The sequence below is a fragment of the Aquabacterium sp. OR-4 genome (assembly GCF_025290835.2).
Lineage (GTDB): Bacteria > Pseudomonadota > Gammaproteobacteria > Burkholderiales > Burkholderiaceae_C > Pseudaquabacterium.
This window is the reverse complement of record NZ_JAOCQD020000001.1, coordinates 765,657-785,054: the sequence shown is the minus strand read 5'-3', so window position 1 is coordinate 785,054 and position 19,398 is coordinate 765,657. Positions and strand designations below refer to the sequence as shown.

The 19,398-nt window shown below is 70.2% G+C and carries 14 protein-coding genes, 1 tRNA gene and 1 pseudogene; 8 read left to right on the top strand and 8 right to left on the bottom strand.

The features are described 5' to 3' along the window. Positions 1-5 precede the first annotated feature (5 nt). Together N4G63_RS03280 and N4G63_RS03275 are read left to right on the top strand one after the other, a co-directional pair. Positions 6-1,628, top strand: a complete 1,623-nt coding sequence (locus tag N4G63_RS03280; RefSeq protein ID WP_260788796.1) for an alpha-amylase family glycosyl hydrolase — start codon at positions 6-8, stop codon at positions 1,626-1,628. Next, on the top strand, positions 1,625-4,330 hold the full coding sequence (locus N4G63_RS03275) for a glycoside hydrolase family 13 protein (protein ID WP_260788797.1): 2,706 nt from the start codon (positions 1,625-1,627) through the stop codon (positions 4,328-4,330). Before N4G63_RS03280 ends, N4G63_RS03275 begins: the two co-directional genes overlap by 4 nt. 22 nt (positions 4,331-4,352) lie before the next feature. Here the strand turns inward: N4G63_RS03275 and N4G63_RS03270 are convergent, their stop codons facing one another. From N4G63_RS03270 to glk, 4 genes are all read right to left on the bottom strand, one after another. After that, a complete protein-coding gene (locus N4G63_RS03270) occupies positions 4,353-5,219 on the bottom strand; it encodes a DUF6675 family protein (RefSeq protein ID WP_260788798.1) in 867 nt (288 codons plus the stop codon). A gap of 55 nt (positions 5,220-5,274) precedes the next feature. Further along, on the bottom strand, positions 5,275-6,780 hold the full coding sequence (locus tag N4G63_RS03265; RefSeq protein WP_314599337.1) for a tryptophan halogenase family protein: 1,506 nt from the start codon (positions 6,778-6,780) through the stop codon (positions 5,275-5,277). 106 nt (positions 6,781-6,886) lie between these two features. Further along, the gene (locus N4G63_RS03260; protein WP_260788800.1) at positions 6,887-9,625 is read right to left on the bottom strand and encodes a TonB-dependent receptor; all 2,739 of its coding nucleotides are present in this window, start codon (positions 9,623-9,625) and stop codon (positions 6,887-6,889) included. A gap of 572 nt (positions 9,626-10,197) precedes the next feature. Continuing rightward, the gene (gene glk / locus N4G63_RS03255; protein ID WP_260788801.1) at positions 10,198-11,256 is read right to left on the bottom strand and encodes a glucokinase; all 1,059 of its coding nucleotides are present in this window, start codon (positions 11,254-11,256) and stop codon (positions 10,198-10,200) included. Between the two features lie 460 nt (positions 11,257-11,716). On the opposite strand from glk, the gene N4G63_RS03250 reads away from it, so the two are divergent. Next, complete coding sequence (locus N4G63_RS03250) at positions 11,717-13,627, top strand: glucokinase (protein WP_260788802.1); 1,911 nt, start codon at positions 11,717-11,719, stop codon at positions 13,625-13,627. Between the two features lie 64 nt (positions 13,628-13,691). On the opposite strand, the gene N4G63_RS03245 is transcribed toward N4G63_RS03250, so the two are convergent. Genes N4G63_RS03245 through cspE form a run of 3 tightly spaced genes read right to left on the bottom strand, consistent with a single transcriptional unit; the run spans position 13,692 to position 15,738 of the window. Continuing rightward, complete coding sequence (locus N4G63_RS03245) at positions 13,692-14,441, bottom strand: haloacid dehalogenase type II (protein WP_443111996.1); 750 nt, start codon at positions 14,439-14,441, stop codon at positions 13,692-13,694. 47 nt (positions 14,442-14,488) lie between these two features. Continuing rightward, the gene (locus N4G63_RS03240) at positions 14,489-15,469 is read right to left on the bottom strand and encodes a trypsin-like peptidase domain-containing protein (RefSeq protein ID WP_260788804.1); all 981 of its coding nucleotides are present in this window, start codon (positions 15,467-15,469) and stop codon (positions 14,489-14,491) included. A 59-nt stretch (positions 15,470-15,528) separates the two neighbouring features. Next, positions 15,529-15,738, bottom strand: coding sequence for a transcription antiterminator/RNA stability regulator CspE (gene cspE, locus N4G63_RS03235; protein WP_260788805.1), 210 nt, complete (start codon positions 15,736-15,738; stop codon positions 15,529-15,531). A gap of 338 nt (positions 15,739-16,076) precedes the next feature. On the opposite strand from cspE, the gene tnpA reads away from it, so the two are divergent. From tnpA to N4G63_RS03205, 5 genes and pseudogenes are all read left to right on the top strand, one after another. Continuing rightward, on the top strand, positions 16,077-16,442 hold the full coding sequence (tnpA, locus tag N4G63_RS03230) for an IS66-like element accessory protein TnpA (protein ID WP_260787983.1): 366 nt from the start codon (positions 16,077-16,079) through the stop codon (positions 16,440-16,442). Next, positions 16,439-16,783, top strand: coding sequence for an IS66 family insertion sequence element accessory protein TnpB (gene tnpB / locus N4G63_RS03225; protein WP_260787984.1), 345 nt, complete (start codon positions 16,439-16,441; stop codon positions 16,781-16,783). The genes tnpA and tnpB overlap by 4 nt, the downstream gene beginning before the upstream one ends. Positions 16,784-16,855: 72 nt before the next feature. Then, positions 16,856-18,369: pseudogene (tnpC, locus tag N4G63_RS28270) on the top strand (IS66 family transposase); the annotation flags it as partial. Continuing rightward, positions 18,355-18,489 (top strand): transposase domain-containing protein, encoded by a 135-nt coding sequence (locus N4G63_RS03210; RefSeq protein WP_314599725.1) that lies wholly within the window; start codon positions 18,355-18,357, stop codon positions 18,487-18,489. The pseudogene tnpC and the gene N4G63_RS03210, both read left to right, overlap by 15 nt. A gap of 15 nt (positions 18,490-18,504) precedes the next feature. Then, on the top strand, positions 18,505-19,008 hold the full coding sequence (locus tag N4G63_RS03205; RefSeq protein WP_260787986.1) for a hypothetical protein: 504 nt from the start codon (positions 18,505-18,507) through the stop codon (positions 19,006-19,008). Positions 19,009-19,293: 285 nt separating this feature from the next. Here the strand turns inward: N4G63_RS03205 and N4G63_RS03200 are convergent. Continuing rightward, positions 19,294-19,370, bottom strand: a tRNA-Met gene (locus tag N4G63_RS03200). Between the last annotated feature and the right edge of the window lie 28 nt (positions 19,371-19,398).

The following is a 19,398-nucleotide window of genomic DNA, read 5'->3' as shown; positions in this document are numbered from 1 at the left end:
GCCTCATGAAGCCCCTTCTTGTTGCCGCCACGCTGGCGGCCCAGCTCGGAGCCGGCGCGCTGGCCCAGACCCCCACCCCGATGACCTACGCCAACAGTTTTGACGCGCCGCTGGCCGGCCGCTACACCCAGCGCGAGGCCGACTGGCGCAACGGCGCCATCGTCTACCAGGTGCTGGTCGACCGCTTTGCGCCCAGCGCCAACCTGGCGGCCAAGCGCGCGCTGTACCCGGCGCCCAAGACCCTGCGCGGCTGGACCGAGGAGCCGCGCCGCGGCCGCTACCTCGAGGCCGAAAAGCTCTGGAGCCACGAGATCGACTTCTGGGGCGGCGACCTGGCCAGCACCACCGCGCGCCTCGACCATGTGCAGCAGCTCGGCGCCGAGGTGCTGTACCTCAACCCGATCGTGCTGGCCTACACCAACCACAAGTACGACGCGCTCGACTACCAGCAGATCTCGCCCGAGTACGGCACGCGCGACGACCTGCGCCGCCTGGCCGCCGAGGCCCGCGCCCGCGGCCTGAAGCTGGTGCTCGACGGCGTGTTCAACCACATGGGCCGCAACGCGCCACGCTACCGCGCCGCCGAGGCCGAGCGCGAAGGCCGCGTGCCCGCCGCCGGCGAGGCCGGCAGCAAGGACTGGTTCGTGTTCGGCCCGCAGTACCAGGGCGGCACCCGCACCTGGTGGAACGCACAGAACCTGCCCGAGCTGAACCTCGAGCTGCCGGCCGTGCGCCAGCACCTGTGGGGCGCACCCGATTCGGTGGTGCGCAGCTACCTGCGCGACGGCGCCGACGGCTGGCGCCTGGACGTGGCCTTCGACATCGGCTTTCGCTACCTCGACGAGCTGACCCGCGCCGCGCATGCCGAGAAGCCCGGCTCGCTGGTGCTGGGCGAGATTCCGAACTACCCGCGCGAGTGGTTCCCGTCGGTCGACGGCGTGATGCACTTCGGCCTGCGCAAGCTGCTGATCGCGCTGGCCAACGGCACGCTGGACGCGCCCGCCTTCCAGCGCATGACGGCCCGCATGCTGCGCGACGCCGACTACGAGCACCTGCTCAAGAGCTGGCTCTACCTCGACAACCACGACACCTTCCGCGTGGCCACCACCATCCCCGACGCCAAGGCCCGCCGTCTGGCCCAGGTGCTGATGTTCACGCTGCCCGGCGCGGTGAACCTGTACTACGGCAGCGAGGTGGGCATGGAAGGTGGCGACGACCCCGAGATGCGCGGCCCGATGCGCTGGGACCGCGTGGCCGCCCAGCACCCCGACCTGGCCTGGACACGCCAGCTCACCGCGCTGCGCAAGGCCCACCGCGCGCTGCGCGTGGGCGACTTCCGCAGCGCCGAGGCCAGCGGCAACGTGCTGGCCTTCGAGCGCCACACCGACCGCGCCACCGACACCGTGCTGGTGATCGCCAACCCGGGCAAGACCGCCATCGACACCACGGTGATGGTGGCCAACTCCAAGCTGATGGACGGCGACAACCTGGTCGACCAGCTCAGCGGCCAGGTGGTCAATCTGCAGGCCGGCATGGTGATGGCCAGCCTGCCGCCGCAGACCGTGTGGGTGCTCAAGCCGCAACCCAGCACGGCCGGCGGCTACAGCAACTACAAGCGCGTGCAATGAGCGCCGCGCTGCGCCGCGCGCTGACGCCGGCAAGCTGGCGTCCCCTGCTGTTGCCGCTGCTGCTGGCCGCCGCGGGCAGCGCCACGGCGGCCGAGCCCGCACCCGCGCCCTCGACCGCCAATATCGCCAGCACCGCAGCGAACGCAGCCAACGCACCCAACGCAGCCACCACGCCCGCCGCCCCCGGCAGCCCGCCGGCCGGCTGCCAGCCCGACCCGCTGGCCGGCCGCACGCTGTACCTGCGCGGCAGCCTCAACGGCTGGACGGCCGACGAGCGCCAGCGCCTGCCCTGGGCCTGCGATCGCCACGAGCTGGTGCTGCCGCTGGAGGGCGAGCAGCGCTTCAAGCTCGGCGACGAGGCCTGGAGCGCCGATGCCGATTTCGGCCAGCCCGCCGGGCCCGGCGGCGCGGCCATGCCGCCCGCCAGCGGCCCGCTCACGCTGGCCGCCCGCGGCCGCGAGCTGCAGCGCCACTTTGCCGGCGGCCTGCACCGCCTGGTGCTGCGCTGGCCGGTGGCCGGCGGCCCGCCGCAACTGCAGATCGACGACTGCCAGGCGCTGATGCCCGGCCAGCCGCGCTGCCAGCTCACCGAGCTGCGCGCAGCCGAGGTCAGCGACCCGGTGGCCCGCAGCCTGCGCTACGACTCGCGCGCGCTGGCGCACAAGCAGCCCTTTGGCGCCGTGCCGGCCGGGCAGCGCGTGCGCTTCGCGGTGGCGGCGGCCGCGGGCGTGGACAGCCTCACGCTGGTGCTCGAGCAGCGCACACTCGAAGGCGACCAGAGCGTGCTGCGCTACACCGCGCTGGCACGGGTGCCGATGCAGCGCACACGCCTGGGCGCGGGCCGCGAGCAGTTCAGCGCGACCTGGCAGTTCAACGCCGTGGGCGTGCAGGGCTACTGGTTCGAGGCCCGCATCGGCGGCCAGACCTGGGTGCTGCACAACAACGCCGAACCCCTGGCCTGGACGCGCGAGAAGGGTGTGGGCGGCCTGGCCACGGTGGCGGCCATGCCGGCCGCCGGCCCGGCCTCGCCCACCGCCATCCGGCGCTACCGGCTCAGCGTCTACCAGCCGGGCTTCCGGGTGCCGGCCTGGGCACAGCAGGCGGTGTACTACTACGTCTTTCCCGAGCGCTTTCGCAACGGCGACCGGCGCAACGACCCGCAGCCCGGCACGCGCCGCTACCACCAGCACCACCAGATCGAGGCCCAGGCGCGCTGGATCGGCACGCCCTACCGGCCCGGCAGCGGCGATGGCTCGGACTCGTTCTATAACAACGACTTCTTCGGCGGCGACATCGCCGGCCTGATCGACAAGCTGCCGCACCTGCAGCGCCTGGGCATCACCGCGATCTACAGCACGCCGCTGTTCCTGGCCGCCAGCAACCACAAGTACGACACGGCCGACTACCACCGCATCGATCCCGGCTTTGGCAGCAATGCCGATTTCGAGCGCCTCACCGCCAGCGCCGCGCGCCTGGGCCTGCGCTTCATCCCCGATGCCTCGCTCAACCACACCGGCAGCGACTCGGTGTACTTCGACCGCTTTGGCAACCACGCGGGCAGCGGGCCGTCGGCCGGCGCTCCTGTCGGTGCTTTTGCCGGCGGCCGGCCCAACCCGGCCTCGCCCTATGCCAGCTGGTACCGCTTCGACACCAGCCAGAGCGAGCCCGACAAGCAGTACCAGGGCTGGGTTGGCGTGACCGACCTGCCCGAGCTCGACAAGAACGCCCCCGCGTGGCGCCACTTTGCCTACCGCGCGCCCGACTCGGTCACGCGCCACTGGCTGCAGCGCGGCGCCGCCGGCTGGCGCATGGATGTGGCGCCCTGGGTGCCCGACGACTTCTGGCGCGAATGGCGCGGCGTGGTCAAGGCCACCCGGCCCGACGCGCTGACCATCGCCGAGACCTGGTTCGACCCCGCCAAGCACCTGCTGGGCGACATGTTCGACTCGACGATGAACTACATCTTCCGCAACGCGGTGCTCGACTGGGCCGCGGGCGGCAGTGCCCAGGCCATGGCGGCCCAGCTGGAGCACCTGCGCGAGCAGGTGCCGCCACCGGCCTTTCATGCGCTGATGAACCTGCTCTCCAGCCACGACCAGCCCCGGGCCAGCTGGGTGCTGGGCGACAAGGGCGCCACCACGCCCGCGCCGCAGCGCGCCCTGGCACGCCAGCGCCTGCGCCTGGCCATGCTGCTGCAGCTGAGCTACCCCGGCGCGCCGGCCATCTACTACGGCGACGAGGTCGGCCTGGGCGGCGGCGAAGACCCGTACAACCGCGCGCCCTACCCCTGGGCCGACGAAGGCGGCCAGCCCGACACCGTGCTCGAAGACGAGGTGCGCCGCCTGATCGCGCTGCGCAAGGCCCACCCGGTGCTCAGCCGCGGCACGCTGCTGGCGCCGCTGCATGTGGACGAGCAGGCGCTGGTGCTGGCGCGCCGCCTGGCGCCCGGCCCGGGCACGGGTGGCGGCACCGGCCAGGCCGCCGCGCCGGCCCGCTGGGCCATCACCGGCTACAGCAATGCCGATGGGCCGCGCAGCCTGCGCGTGGCCCTGCCGGCCGGCCTGCCGGCCGACACGCGCTTTGCCGATCTGCTGGGCGGCCCGGCGCTGCAGGCGCGCCAGGGCTGGCTGCAGCTGCAGCTGCCGGCACGCCACGGCGTGCTGCTGGTGCCGGCGCCGACGCCGAGGGCGCCGCGCCAGTAGGCCGCGGCCGGAGCCCGGCCGCTCAGCGGTACGACTCGATCTCGGTCAACCGGCCGCTGAGCAGATCGAACATCGCCACCACGCGCGCCAGGTTCGACAGCCGGTGCTTGTCGGCCGAGCCCATGCGCAGCTTGCGCAGGCCCAGCATGCTGCGGTAGCCGAAGCGGTTGCCGCCCAGGTGCTCGAGGCTCACGCCCCACTGGATCTCGCCGGGCGCCAGCACCGTGAAGCCCATGAAGCGCACATCGCCCAGGTTCTCCACACGCAGCGCAAAGCTGCCCGGGCCCTGCTGGGTCAGGCGCATGGCAAAGGGCACCAGGGCCGACGAGCGGTTGTCGCTGTGCACGAAGAACACGTCCTGCCCGCGGCGCAGCTCGGCCGGCGCAAAGTCGGGCCGCGGCTTCGTGCTGCCGGGCGACTCGATGGCATAGGCCTCGCGGATCAGCGGCTGGCGCTGGCGGTCGGTGAACGACCAGTAGGGCATGCCCTTCAGGTTGGACACCGCGCCGATGCGGCCCAGCTGCTCCTCGATGCCACCGGCGGCCACATAGCTGGCGCTCAGGCGGATCAGCAGCACATGGTCTTGCTGGCGCAGCGGGCTGCAGTCGGGCAGCGGGCCGTCCTGGCGCAGGCCGTCCACCCAGCACTGCAGCAGCGGCGGCTTGTCCACCGGCGGATAGGCCGGCGGTGCGCCCTTGCCGCACTGCGGCACCGGGTCGGCCCCCCAGGCGCGCAGCGGCAGCGGCAGCGTGCCGGCGCACAGCCCGGCCAGGGCCTGCAGCAGCGCGCGGCGCCCGGCCGCGCCGGCACGGCCGGTGGGCACATCCGCGCCGGCACGGACGGTGGACACATCGGCGCCGGAGGTCGGGTTGGCGGCGGGCAGGGGCATGTGGCCATCCTAGCCGAGCATGACCGGGCGATGACGCAGCGGTGACCGTGTGGCGTCAGGCGGCGCGGCAGTGCGCGGCCAGGTAGTCGGCATGCAGCGGCATGGCGGCCGCATGCCGCGCCACGCCCTGCTCGATGTTGCCCAGGAAGAAGGCCACCTCGTCGTGGCTCAGCACGTCGGCCAGCGGCTGGTGCGCCTGCGGCACCAGGCCCTGGCCCACCGCCACCTGCAGCCAGCTGGGCTCGCTGAAGATGTCCTGCGGCGCGCGAAACAGCCGCCCGGTGGCGCCAAACAGCGCCAGCTTCTCGCGCAGGCTGTCGGGCACCTCCATCGTGCGCACATGGTTCCAGAACGGCGTGTCGTCGCGCCGGGTGAGGTGGTAGTGCAGGATGATGAAGTCGCGCACGCGTTCGAACTCGGCATCGGCCTGGCGGTTGTGCTCGGCGGTGTTGAGCGGCTCGAAGTCGCGCGTGGGAAAAAACTGCAGCAGCCGCGAGATGCTGGCCTGCACCAGGTACAGGCTGGTGGATTCCAGCGGCTCGAGAAAGCCGCTGGCCAGGCCCACCGCCACCACGTTGCGGTGCCACAGCTTGCGCCGCTTGCCGGTGACGAAGCGCAGCGCCCGCGGCTCGGCCAGCGCCGGGCCGTCCAGCGTGGCCAGCAGTTGCGCGGTGGCCTCGTCCTCGCTGAGGTGGCGGCTGCTGAACACCTGGCCGTTGCCGATGCGGTGCTGCAGCGGAATGCGCCACTGCCAGCCCGCGCCGCGCGCACTGGCGCGGGTGTAGGGCTGGGGCGCCGCGCGGTGCTCGCAGGGCACGGCCACGGCGCGGTCGCACGGCAGCCAGTGGCTCCAGTCGTCGTAGCCGGTGTGCAGCGCGCGCTCGATCAGCAGGCCGGCAAAGCCCGAGCAATCGATGAACAGCTCGCCCTCGATGCGCCGGCCGTCGGCCAGCTGCAGTGCCTGCACATGGCCGTCGCCCGCACGCAGCTGCACATCGGCAATGCGGCCTTCGGTGCGCAGCACGCCCCGGGCCTCGCTGTAGTGGCGCAGATAGCGCGCGTACAGCCCGGCGTCGAAGTGGTAGGCGTAGGCGGTGTCCAGCGTCGGCAGGCCGGGCGCCCGGGCCTGCGGCGCAAAGCGCGCGGCCAGCGCCGCCACGGTGTTCAGGCAGTAGTGGCCCAGCGGCCGCGCGCCGCCCTGGCGCTGCATCTTCAGCCAGTAGTGGTGAAAGGGCACCAGGCCCAGGTCCTGCCCCACGCTGCCAAAGCTGTGCAGGTAGCGCTCGCCGCGCTGGCCCCAGTCGACGAACTCGATGCCCAGCTTGTAGGTGCCCTGGGTGGCGCGCAGGAACTCGTGCTCGTCGATGCCCAGCGCGCCGTTGAACAGGCGCATCTGCGGAATGGTGGCCTCGCCCACGCCCACGGTGCCGATCTCGTCGGACTCCACCAGCTGGATGCGCACGCGCCCCTCCAGCACCTGGGCCAGCGCGGCGGCCACCATCCAGCCGGCGCTGCCGCCGCCCACGACCACCACCTCGCGCACTGCACGTTCGTCCTGCATGCCAGCCTCGCCTGCGTTCAATGCACAAGGCCCTGGCTGCAGCGGCAGCGCAGGGCCCGGGGTACCCGACGCGGCGCCGTGGCGGCAGGCCGCGGCGCCGGCGGCATCACATCTTGTAGTTGATGCCGAAGAGCATGGTGCGGCCGTACTTGGTGTTCTGGCGCACCTGGGTCGGGTCGTTGTTGTAGTACTCCTCGTAGGGCTCGTTGGTGGCGTTGTTCACCTGCACCAGCAGCGACAGGCCCTTGGCCGGCCCGCTGCTGAACTCGTAGCCCAGCTGCAGGTCGACGATGCTCTCGGCCTTGGCGTACTCGAACGCGCGGTCGGCGCCGAAGCCGGTGACCTCGGCCACGTACGGGCCGCGGTAGCGGTAGCTGGCACGTGCCGAGAAGCCGTACTTCTCGTAGTAGCCGGTCAGGTTCCAGACCTTCTTCGACAGGCCCGGCAGCGGCCGCGTGTCACCCGGCCCGAAGGGCTGGATCTGGCTCTCGGTGACCGACGCGGTGTAGACCACGCCAAAGCCGTCGAGCGACTTGCTCAGCATCGACAGCGGCACCGACAGCGAGAACTCGGCACCGCTGATCGACCCGCCGCTGCCATTGGCCGGCTGCTCGAACAGGCCGATGTCGGAGGTGGGCGCGGTCTTGCCGGTGGGCACCGTGACGCCGGCAAAGCTGCGCGGCACCTTCTGCTTGTAGATGTAGCTCTTCAGGTCCTTGTAGTAGCCGGCCAGGGCCACGTAGCCCTTGTTGCCGAAGTACTGCTCGAACGACAGGTCCAGCGCGTCGGCGCGCCAGGGCTTGAGCTCGGGGTTGCCGCCGTCGCCGGTCCACACCGTCGGCACGCGGCTGGTGTCCACGTCGAACTTGCGCGTGGCGCGCATGTCGTCCATGCGTGGCCGGGCCATCTGCTTGGCCATGCCCAGGCGCACCACCTGCGACTCGTTCAGCGACAGCGCCAGGTTCAGGCTGGGCAGCACATCGGTGTAGGTGGTGCCGGCGGTCTGCTGGCGCTGCTTGGAGCGGTCGGACAGATCCACGTCGTAGGCGGTCGAGCTCTGGTTGGTGTGCACCACCTGCACGCCGGCATTGCCGCGCAGGCCCTTGCCCATCACCTCGGTGTCGATGTCGGCCTTCAGGTAGCCGGTGCTGATCTTCTCGCGCACCGTCCACTGCTTGTTGATGATGTCGGCGTTGTTGACGTTGGCGCGCAGCGTGTACAGCTGGGCCAGGGCCTGGGCCGGGTCGTAGCTGAGCATCGACGGAATGCCGACGAAGGCCAGCGAGGTGCTGCCGCGCAGCATGCTGGCCGGCACCGTGGTGGGCGCGGCCTTCAGGTCGGTGAAGAACTCGGGCACGTCGCGCGACTTCTCGCGCTCGGTGTAGTTGGCGCCCAGGTCGATGCGGCTGACGAAGCCCGCCGAGACATCGCGTTGCAGCCCCATGCGCACCGACTTGAGCTCGTCGCTCACCTTGGGCTGCTTCAGGTAGCCGGCCTGGCCCCAGCCGCCCGAATCGACCAGGCGGATGATCGACGGATCGGCGTAGTTCAGCCCGGCGCGGATGCTGGGCACGCCGCCGCCATCGGGCAGGTTGACGGTGAAGGTGTCGGTGGCGCCGGTGCTGCCGGGCACGGTGCCCGAGTACAGCTCGAGGATCGACTCCGAGCGCGTGGCCTTCGACCAGCTCAGGTCGGTGGTGGCGGTCCAGCCGGCGAGCTTGAGCTTGTTGTTCCAGCCAATGGCCTTGATCTCGTCCTCGCGGGTGTTCAGGTCATGCCGGAACACCGGCTTGACGCCCACGTAGTCTGCCGAGGTGAGCACGCCGCCGCTGTAGGTGTTGGGCGCGGTCTGCGTGGCGCCGCTCACCTTGGGGTTGGTGAGCGTGGCACCCGACCAGGCCAGGCCGCTCTCGAAGCCGCGCTGCAGCGCGGTTTTCTCGAACTTCGAGTAGTACAGGTCGACCAGGCTCTCGAAGTCCTTGTTCGGCTTGTACTGCAGCACCGCCATCAGGCCGTCGCGCACCTGCTCGGCCGACTCGGCCCGCACCTGGATGCCGCCCGGCAGGCGCACATCGTTGTAGGTGGTGGCGCCGATCGTGCCGCTGCCGCTGGGGTAGCCCCAGCTGCGGTAGTACTGGTTCTGGTTGGGCGAATCCAGGCGCGCATAGCCCAGCGCCACGCCGATGGTGCGGTTGGCGAACTGGTCGATGTACGAGGCGCTGAAGCGGCTGCCATTGGCCCCGGAACCGCCGTCATTGAGGCTGCCCATCGAGTTGCGCTCGCCGCGCAGGTTCACCGCGATCGAGCGGCTGGCAAAGTTGAGCGGCCGCACCGTCTGCAGGTCGATGGTGCCCGACAGGCCCTGACCCACCAGGTTGGCGTAGGGCGTCTTGTAGATCGACACGCCGCCCAGCAGCTCGGACGGGTACTGGTCGAACTCGGCCGCCCGGTTGTCGCCGGTGCTGACCTGCTCGCGCCCGTTGAGCAGCGTGCTCGCAAACTGCCCGGCCAGACCGCGCACCTGGATCTCCTGGGCACGGCCGTTCACGCGTTGCGCCGTCAGGCCCGGCAGGCGTGCCAGCGCTTCGGCGATGCTGCTGTCGGGCAGCTTGCCGATGTCTTCGGCCGACACCGCCTCGACGATGCCGTCGGCGTTTTTCTTCACCGAGATCGCGCTCTCGATGCCGCGGCGGATGCCGGTCACCACCACTTCCTGGCTGGCCTGCTGCGCCATGGCCAGCTCGCTGGCGCCCAGCAACAGCATGGCGCAGCCCACGGCCACCGGCCGCACCTGGAACCCCGCTTGGCCGCGACCGCTGCGCGCGCGCCGGATGGATGTCGTCATGTTGATCTCCTCGTGCCCTTGATCGCCCCGCCCCCTGGCGGCCGTGCGGCCAGGGCATTCCGACAGGGATTGCAAAATCTGCAACGACACAAGTTTGTACTAAAACTAGATTGACGGGCAAGCGCAGGCGCGGTGCCAACCTCTCGGATCGAGGCCTGAATGGCCCCATTTGATCGGTGTAATCCCTTGGAAATACGGGAAAATCCGGGGGCAATGTGGCCAATCAACCACAGCCCATCGTGGTGTGACTTGTAGCTGAACTACAAATCTCGCCGGCCAGGTTTGTAGGCACCAATGCGGACGGAGCGCGGGTGGCCAACGGGCTGCGGCACCGCCACGCCGCCACGCTGCCCGAGGCCGAGCCTGCACCTGTGCGGCGCCACGCGGGTACAGCCGGCCGCCGCGAGCGCGGCGCCACCCACCCCGCGGGTGAGCGCAGGCGGGGCGATGAGCCCAAGGCAAATGGAGGAAAGCTGGGGCGGCGCACCGCCCCTTTCACTGCACGGCGCGGCACGGCACCCAACGGCCGCGCGCGACCCGCACGGTGGCGGGCGCCGCTCAACCGTTGCGGATCAACCCAGCGCCACCTGCTGCTCGATGGCCAGCGCGCCGCCGGTCAGCGCCGCCAGCGTGTCGGTGATCAGCGCGGTGGGAATGGCCGCCAGATAGGCCTGGAAGCGGCCCTTGGCCTCGAAGCGCTCGCGGAAGGCCGACGCAAAGAAACGGTCGGCAAACCGCGGCACGATGCCGCCGCCGATGTACACGCCACCGCGTGCACCCAGCGTGAGCGCCACATTGCCGGCAAAGCTGCCCAGCAAGGCACAGAACAGGTCGACGGTGTCGCCGCACAGCGCCTGATCGCCGGCCAGCGCGCCGTTGACGATGGCCTCGGCGCTCCAGGGTGCGGCCACGGGCTGGCCGTGCACCTCGCCCAAGGCCTGGTGCAGCAGCGGCAGGCCAATGCCCGACAGCAGGCGCTCGGCCGACACATGCGCAAACTGCCGCCGCACCACACCGATCACCTCGGCCTCGAGGGCATGGCCGGCAGCCAGCGTGGCATGCCCCCCTTCGCCAGGCAGGGCCACCCAGCCCTGGCGGGTGTGCACCACCGCCCCCACGCCCAGGCCGGTGCCCGGCCCCACCACGGCCAGAGGCGCCGGTGTGCCGGGCGCGGCGTGGCCCGGCGCCCGCGGCAGCCGCCCATCCGGGCAGCGCAGTTGCGCTGCGCCCAGACAGGGCAGCGACAGCGCCAGCGCCTCGAAGTCGTTGAGCATCAGCAGTTGCTCGACGCCCAGCGCCTGGCGCACCGCCTCGCGCGAAAAATCCCAGTGGCTGTTGGTGAACGCCACCCGGTCACCGGCCACCGCGGTGGCCACGGCAAAGGCCGCGTGGCGTGGTGCGCGCCACGCGCCACCCTGCTGGGTGGCCAGGTCATCCAGGTAGCTGCGCGCTGCCTCGCCCGGCCCGGCAAAGGCCGGCACCGAAAGCGTGCGCACCAGCGACACCGGTGCACCGGGCGCCTCGATCCAGCCAAAACGGGCGTTGGTGCCGCCAATGTCGGCCACCAGTCGGGGGAAATCGCGCGCCTGCGCCGCTGCCTCGTCGCGCGAGGCGGCAGTGGTGGCAGGCATGAGAACTGCTGGGGTCTCGGTCGTCGGCGTCAAGGCCACAGTGCGGAGGCTCGGGTTGTCGGGGACGGGCACCGTGATCGAACAGGCCCTTGCTGCGCTGCGTTCAACCCGGCCACCCAACCCGAGCAATCACCGGGCCAGGCCGCGCAAACACTGCACGCCGCGGGCCGAAGGTAGCAAAACTACAGCACCACAGCAAGCGGCAACATCCCCAAGGCAACTCAGAATTTGGCCGCTCTCTTAGAGGGAAATGCCTTGGTAAACCACTAGCACGCCGAACGCGGCGTCAGATGTAGTCAGGCTACAGGCTATGACATACTCTTCGCACCAGGCGTTTCGGGCACCTGCAACGCTGCCTGACGCAGCGTCCCGGCCGGTGCGCACCGGCGGCGTGCCCGATCCGACCGCAGCGATTATCGGCAAAACCACCGCGGCGGGCGGCTCCCCCGCCATCCGCACCATGGCGACTTTCGACAGCCCACGGCTCATCGCCGACATCGGCGGCACCTTTGCCCGCTTTGCGCTCGAGACCGCGCCGGGCGAGTTCACGCGCCCGGCGTCACTGCGCTGCGCCGAGCATGCCGATTTCCATGCCGCGGTGCGCGCCTACCTCGACACCCTGCCGCCCGATCTGCACGTGGGCCATGCGGCCGTGGCCCTGGCCAACCCGGTCGAGGGCGACCAGGTGCGCATGACCAACTACCACTGGGAGTTCTCGATCGAGGCCATGCGCCAGCGCCTGGGCTTCGACACGCTGCTGGTGGTCAACGACTTCACCGCGCTGGCCATGTCGCTGCCGCGCCTGCCCGCCGGCGGCGTGCGCCAGGTGGGCGGCGGCCAGGCACGGCCGCGCAGCGTGATCGGCCTGCTGGGCTCGGGCAGCGGCCTGGGCGTGTCGGCGCTGATTCCGGCCGGCGACGGCTGGGTGTCGCTGGGCTCCGAAGGCGGCCACACCAGCTTCTCGCCGCGCGACGAGCGCGAGATCGCGGTGCTGCGCCACGCCTGGCGGCAGTTCGAGCATGTCTCGTTCGAGCGCCTGCTGTCGGGCCCGGGCCTCGAGCTGATGTACCGCGCGCTGGCCGAGCATGCCGGCGCGCCGATCGACCCCGCCACCGCCACCCCGGCCGCACCCGAGATCACCCGCCGCGCGCTCGACGGCGGCGACCCGCTGGCCGAGCAGACGCTGGACGTCTTCTGCAGCATGCTGGGCACCACGGCCGCCAACCTGGCCGTGACCCTGGGCGCCACCGGCGGCATCTACATCGGCGGCAGCATCGTGCCGCGGCTGGCCGAGTACTTCGACCGCTCGAGCTTTCGCCAGCGCTTCGAGGACAAGGGCCGCTTCAGCCGCTACGTGGCGGCCATCCCCACCTACGTGATCACGGCCGCCGAGGCCACCTTCATCGGCGTCTCGGCCATTCTGGAATCACAGCTCAAGGTGATGCAGATGGCGCCCGGCGCCACCATCCTGGCGCAGATCCGGCGCGCCTGCAGCGAGCTCTCGCCGGCCGAGCTGCGCGTGGCCGAGCATGTGCTGGCCCAGCCACGCACCGTGCTCAACCAGCCGATCGCCGACATCGCCAAGGCCGCACAGGTGAGCCAGCCCACGGTGATCCGCTTTTGCCGCTCGCTGGGCTGCGAGGGCCTGTCCGATTTCAAGCTGCGCCTGGCCTCGGGCCTGACCGGCACACTGCCCATCACCCATGTGCAGGTCACCAACGACGACTCGACGGTCGAGCTGGGCGCCAAGGTGCTGGGCAACACGGCCAGCGCCATCCTGCAGGTGCGCAGCCAGCTCAACCGCGAAATGATCGACCGCACCATCGATCTGCTGGTGGCCGCCAACCGGGTGGAGTTCTGCACCGTGGGCCAGTACGGCGCGGTGGCGCACGATGCGCAGTTCAAGTTCCTGCGCTTCGGCATCCCCGCTGGCGCCTACACCGATCCGCGCATGCAGCTGCTGGCGGTGGGCGTGCTCAAGCGCGGCGATGTGGCGGTGATCATCAGCGCCAACGGCCGCCTGCCCGAGCTGCTGGAGGTGGCCGACCGCGCCCATGAGCGCGGCGCCGCCGTGGTGGCCATCACCGCCAGCCAGAGCCCGCTGGCCCGCAAGGCCGACACCGTGCTGGCGGTTGACCACGTCGAGGATTCAGCCACCCAGGTGCCCATGGTCAGCCGCATCCTGCAGTTGCTGGTCATCGACATCCTGACCGTGGGGGTGGCGATGCGCCGCGCCCCGGACGGCGCCGCGCCGATCGAGCTGCCACCCGCCGCCACCGGCCATGCCGCCAGCAGCCGCAGCCTGAGCGCCGAAAGCGCCAGCGCCTCGGGCACGCCCACGCTGTCGCACATGACCATGCACAGCCGCTGAGCCAGGTCGCCCGAGGCCGCACCCGCAACACGGCACAACGCAGGCCAAGCGCCTCACCGCCGCATCAGCAACCCAGTTGGGCCGCCAGCGCCAGCAGGCTGTCGGCGCTGGCGTCCACCGCGCAACTGGCGCGTTGCTCGCCACGGCCCGGGCCGCTCTCGTCGGGCCGCGGGATGAAGGCCGTGCGCAGGCCCGCCGCACGGGCCGCCGCCAGATCCGACGAATGCGCCGCCACCATCAGCAGCTGCGCCGGCGGCAGATCAAAGGCCGCGGCCGCTGCCTGGTAGACCACGGCCTGGGGCTTGTAGTCACGCGCCAGTTCGGCGCCGCAGACGGCATCCCACACCATGCCATTGCGGCGCGCCAGCGCCACCATCAACGCGATGTGCCCGTTGGAGCAGGGGGCCAGCAGGAAACGACGACGCAGGCGGGCCAGGGCCGGCACCACATCGGGCCAGGCATCCAGCCGATGCCAGGCGCGGTTGAGCGACTGCCGGGTGGCGTCGTCCACCTGCGCGGCCCACCCACGCTGCTGCAGTACCAGGTCAAGGTTGCGGCGGTGCAGGGCGTCCAGCCGGGCGTACGGCAGGCGGCCGCTGCGCACCTCTTCCATCGCCGGCTGATACTGCGCGCGCCAGTCGTCGGCCAGCTCGGCCCAGTCGGCCTGCAGGCCCAGCGGCGCCAGCGCCAGCTCGGCCTCACGCGCAACGCCGCCGCGCCAATCCACCAGGGTGCCGAACACGTCGAACACCAGCGCCTTCACATCGGCCAGGGAATCGTTCACGTCGAGACCTCCTGGCCGGCAGCATGCCATGGCCTGGCGGCCGCCTGCAGCCGCAAACCGGCTCCCCGGCGCAGGCTTCAGGCGGCCGTGAGGGCCATCAGCACTTCGGCATACCAGGCGCGGCCCAGGCCGGCGTCATCGCCGCCATCACCAGCGCCCAGACGCGCCGAGAGCACGCCCAGCAGCAGCCACGGTAGGCCGTCGGCCCGCTGGCCGGCATGCGGGGCACTGCCCAGCACCGGCGACCCGCTCAAACCGGCTTGCCCGCGGGTATCCAGCAGAAAGCAGCCGCGGCCCTGGTAGGGCACACCGTACGACGAGGCGATGCTGGCCTGCCGCACCAGCGGCAGGTGATGCACGGCATCCTGAAGCCCCGGCGCAAAGCCCACGATGGCCACCGGACACGCCGCCTCCACCGTGGCTTGCGGGCCGGGCAGATGGGCCGGCGTGAAGGCACGCAGCAGCGCCGACGGCGGCAGCGCCGCGCGATCGATTTCCAGCGCGGCCACATCGATCACGCCGCTGCCGTCGCGGCTTTCGCGCCAGCCAGCCTGGCCTTGCCGGTAGAGCGGCACGGCGCAGTCGCTGCAGCGGGTCAGGTCGCTCTCGTCACAGTGCAGTCGCAGCGCGATGTGGTCGGGCCGGTGCCCGCTGGCTTCATCAAGCAGCACATGCCGGCTGGTCACGAGAAACAGCCGCGCATCGCGCTCAAAGAAAAAGCCCGTCGCGGCAGTGAGCACGCGCGGGCCTTCGAATGTGTGGATGCGCACCGTGGTGCGCATCATCGGCTCAACCGATCGCCGCGGAGCGGCGGCGTCGCCAATCAGCCCGAGGCTGCGTGCAACGCTGTGCTCGAAAGCACCGATGGTGAGCTCGGAAATGGGCGCATGGATCAAGACTGATCGCGCCACTTCCGCATGCCGTTCGAGTACCTGGCGCAGCCGCTGCCGCTGCTCGTCAGAGATGACATGCAGCATGGCCGCAGCCAGCGTTTCCAGGGCCACCAGGCTGCCCTTGAGTTCGCAGATGCGCTCGGTGGCTTCCTGGAGGTTTCTCACGGCGGCTGGCGGCTGGTCCGGTGCCTAGAACCGGAGCCGTCCGCCTGCCCGTCCGGCGATCAGACCGGGCGGATGTTCGAGGCTTGGGGGCCCTTCTTGCCGTCGGTCACTTCGAACTCGACGCGCTGGTTCTCGGCCAGGGTCTTGAAGCCCGTGCCCTTGATCTCGCTGAAGTGAGCGAAGAGATCCTTGCTGCCGTCATCAGGGGCGATGAAGCCGAAGCCCTTGCCCTCGTTGAACCACTTCACGGTGCCGGTTTGAGTCGTCATGTCGATTTCCTTTGAAAATGCTGCGCAGCACACTGCCACGCAGTGCCAGTAGCACAGAAGTTCAACGGGGGGATTCGACCGGGACCCGGTGGCGACACCAGCGGGGAACAGAGGAGACCTCGAGAGACGGTCTATAGCAAGCCTGACTTTCCCGATGGTACACCGTTGCAGCCCGATCCGTTCGGACTATTTCTAGGCAGAAGCGTCAAACAACGGCCAAAGTGCCGCGCAGGCGAAACGCCAAGAAGCCGCAGCCCCGCCTGACGGTGAGCGGCTAGCCATCCCATCTTGAACGACAGCGATCGTCGCGCCAGTCTCGTGTCCACGACAACTCTGTCATGGACACGATGGAACACTCGACACGCAAGAAGGTGCGCCAGCATCCCCCCGCGCTGAGGCAACAGGTGCTGGCGGAATGCGAGCAGCCCGGCGCATCGGTGGCCAGTGTGGCGCAGTCGCACGGTCTGAACGCGAACATGGTGCATGCCTGGCGCCGGCAGGAACGGGTTGCAGCGGCCGCACAGGACGCGAATGCTGCGACTCCAGCCCCGCAGTTCATCGCGCTGCCGCTGCCGCCGAGCACGGCCGGCGCGCTGCCGGACATCCGCATCGAGCTGCGCCGTGGCGCGACCACCGTGAGCATCATCTGGCCCGGCCAGGCCGCCAGCGAGTGCGGGGCTTGGCTGCGGGAGTGGCTGCGTTGATCCGTATCGACACGCTGTGGTTGTGCACCCAGCCGCAGGACATGCGTGCCGGTGCCGACCGGCTGCTGACAGTGGTGGTCAACACGCTGGGCGAGGCGCGCGCGCACCACGGCTACCTCTTCGCCAATGCGCGCGCAAGCCGGCTCAAGCTGCTCGTGCACGACGGCTTCGGCGTGTGGTGCGCCACGCGCCGGCTGCATGCTGGCCGCTTCGTCAGGCACACGGCCGAGGCGGGCTCGGCAGCTTGCGCGTTGCAGCTCAGCACGCAGCAGTTCGAGGCGCTGACGCTGGGCCTGCCCTGGCAGCGCCTGGGCGAACTGGCCACCATACGCCGCTGCTGATCGAGCAATACGACGGCCGGGGGCCGTTGACAGCACAAGTGCCAATGGTGCCGTGGCGGCAGGCGCGGCACCATGCTGCGCATGCCGGGTGAATCTGCCGACGCCATCGATGTGACGAGCCTGCCGGCCGAGGTGGCCGCACTGATTGAGCGATTGAAGCAGCAGGCCCAGGCCGATGCGCATGAGCTGGCCCGGCGCGAGCGCGAGATTGCGCTGGCCCGAGTCAAGATCGACAAGCTCAACTTCGAGCTCGCGCGGCTCAAGCGCTGGAAGTTCGACGCCAAGACCGAGTCGATGACGGCCGCACAGCGGCTGCTGTTCGCTGAAGTCATGGCCGAGGACGAGGCCAGCCTGAGGGCGAAGCTGGCCGAGTTGCAGCGCGGCTTGCCCGAGACACCCAAGGCCCCGAAGGCGCCACCCCGCAAGCCCCGTCGCCGGGCACTGCCCGAGCACCTGGAGCGCGTCGAGCACCGCCACGAGCCCGAGGACACCACCTGCCCAAACACCGACTGCGGCCGGCCGATGCAGCGCATCGGCGAGGACGTCAGCGAGAAGCTGGACATCATCCCGGCGAAGTTCTTCGTGCACCGGCACATCTACGGCAAGTGGGCCTGCAAGTGCTGCCAGCAACTGCACCAGGAGCCGGCCGAGCCGGACGTGGTCGACGGTGGCATCCCGGCTGCGGGCTTGGTGGCGCACACGCTGATCAGCCGCTTCGTCGACCACCTGCCGTACTACCGGCAGGCGCCGATCAACGCACGTTCGGGCGTGCACACGCCGCGCTCGACGCTGGCATCCTGGGGCGGCGCCGGTGGCGTATCGCTGGAGCCGCTGTTCGAGTTGCAGCGGCGCTTCATCCTCAGCTGCACGGTGCTGCACGCCGACGAGACGCCGCTGCCGCTGCTGACCCGGGCGCAGGCAAGACGAAGAAGGTCTACGTCTGGGCCTGGGCGCGCAGCCACCACGATCCGCACCCGGGCGTGATCTACGAGTTCTGCCTGGGACGCGGGGCGCAATACCCGGTGGCCTTCCTGGGCGGCAAGGGGCCGCCATCGCCTGAGCCAGTGTGGAACGGCACCCTGATCACCGATCAGTACGCCGGCTACAACGGCGTACTCGATGCCAAGGTCTACCCGCAGCGCAAGGCAGCGGCCTGCGCCGCGCATGCCCGGCGCCGCTTCGAGGAACTCAGCCGCGGCGGCCACAGTGCCAGCGTGGTGGCCACCGAGGCGATGCTGCGCTGGAGCCGAATCTACCGGGCCGAGGCCGCCTTCGCCGAGATGGGCTGCGAGGAGCGTCGGCACGCACGTCAGGGCTTCAGCCGGCCGCTGTGGGAGGAGTTCGAGGTGTGGCTGAAGCTGCAGCGCACGCAGGTGCCGGACGGCACCAAGATCGCCGAGGCCATCGACTACAGCCTGAACGCCTGGAAGGCGCTCACGCTGCACCTGGACGACGGGGCGGTGGCCATCGACAACAACCTCATCGAGCGGCAGATCAAGCCGTGGAAGCTGGGCGCCAAGAACTGGCTGTTCGCCGGCAGCGCGCTGGCCGGGCAGCGCGCGGCGGTGGTGATGAGCCTGGTTCAGTCGGCCAAGCTCAATGGCCTGGATCCGTGGGCCTACCTGCGCGACGTGCTGGCGCGCATCCACCTGCACCCCAGCCACCGGCTGGACGAACTGCTGCCGCATCGCTGGCGGCCGGCCTGACTGAAGTTGAAGTTGATGGGACGGCTCGCGCAGTGGGTGGTGATCGAGGCCGACGTCGCCGTGCGCCGCATGAGCCACGACCAGAAGGTGCGCCTGGCCGACGAGATCTACGCCCAGCAGCCCAACATGCTCGCCTCGATCCTGGCGCTGCCGGGCATGGGGGCGGACATGTCGCAGCTGGAGGTGGCGCTGCACGTCCTGTTGGTCACCTTCCAGGCGATGAAGCTCAGCGGGCACCAGTGGCCGCTGATCACCGAGGACATCCAGGACGGCTGCCTGCAGCGCCTGACGGCCCGTGCGCGCTTCAACGAAGGCTTGCCGCAGGAACTGGCGACCAAGGTCGTCGAACAGTTCCACACTGAACATGCCGAGCGCTACCTGCTGGCCTTCGTATACGGCTGGCTCGACGAACACGACCTGATGGGCGTTCGCACCGAGGCGGAGAAGTACCTCATGCTGGGCGCGCTCAACCTGGTGGAGTGTGTTGCCTTCGTCGGGGCGGTCAAGCCCAGGCCATAGCAACGGGGCCAGTCCACTCGTCAAGATGGGACGGCCAGACGCTCACGCCTGACGCGCTTGCCGCGCGCTGCACAGACCCAAGCTGAACCAATGCCAATGCCAATGCCAATGCCAATGCCAATGCCAATGCCAATGCCAATGCCAATGCCAATGCCAATGCCAATGCCAATGCCAATGCCAATGCCAATGCCAATGCCAATGCATGGGCGCGGCACAAAGCAAAAAGCCACCCGCTTGGGTGGCTTTCGCTTCGCAGCTGACTCGTTGATTCAACTGCTGATTTCTTGGTTGCGGGGGCAAGATTTGAACTTGCGACCTTTGGGTTATGAGCCCAACGAGCTACCAGGCTGCTCCACCCCGCGACTGAAGCTAGCACTATAGCATGCTTTC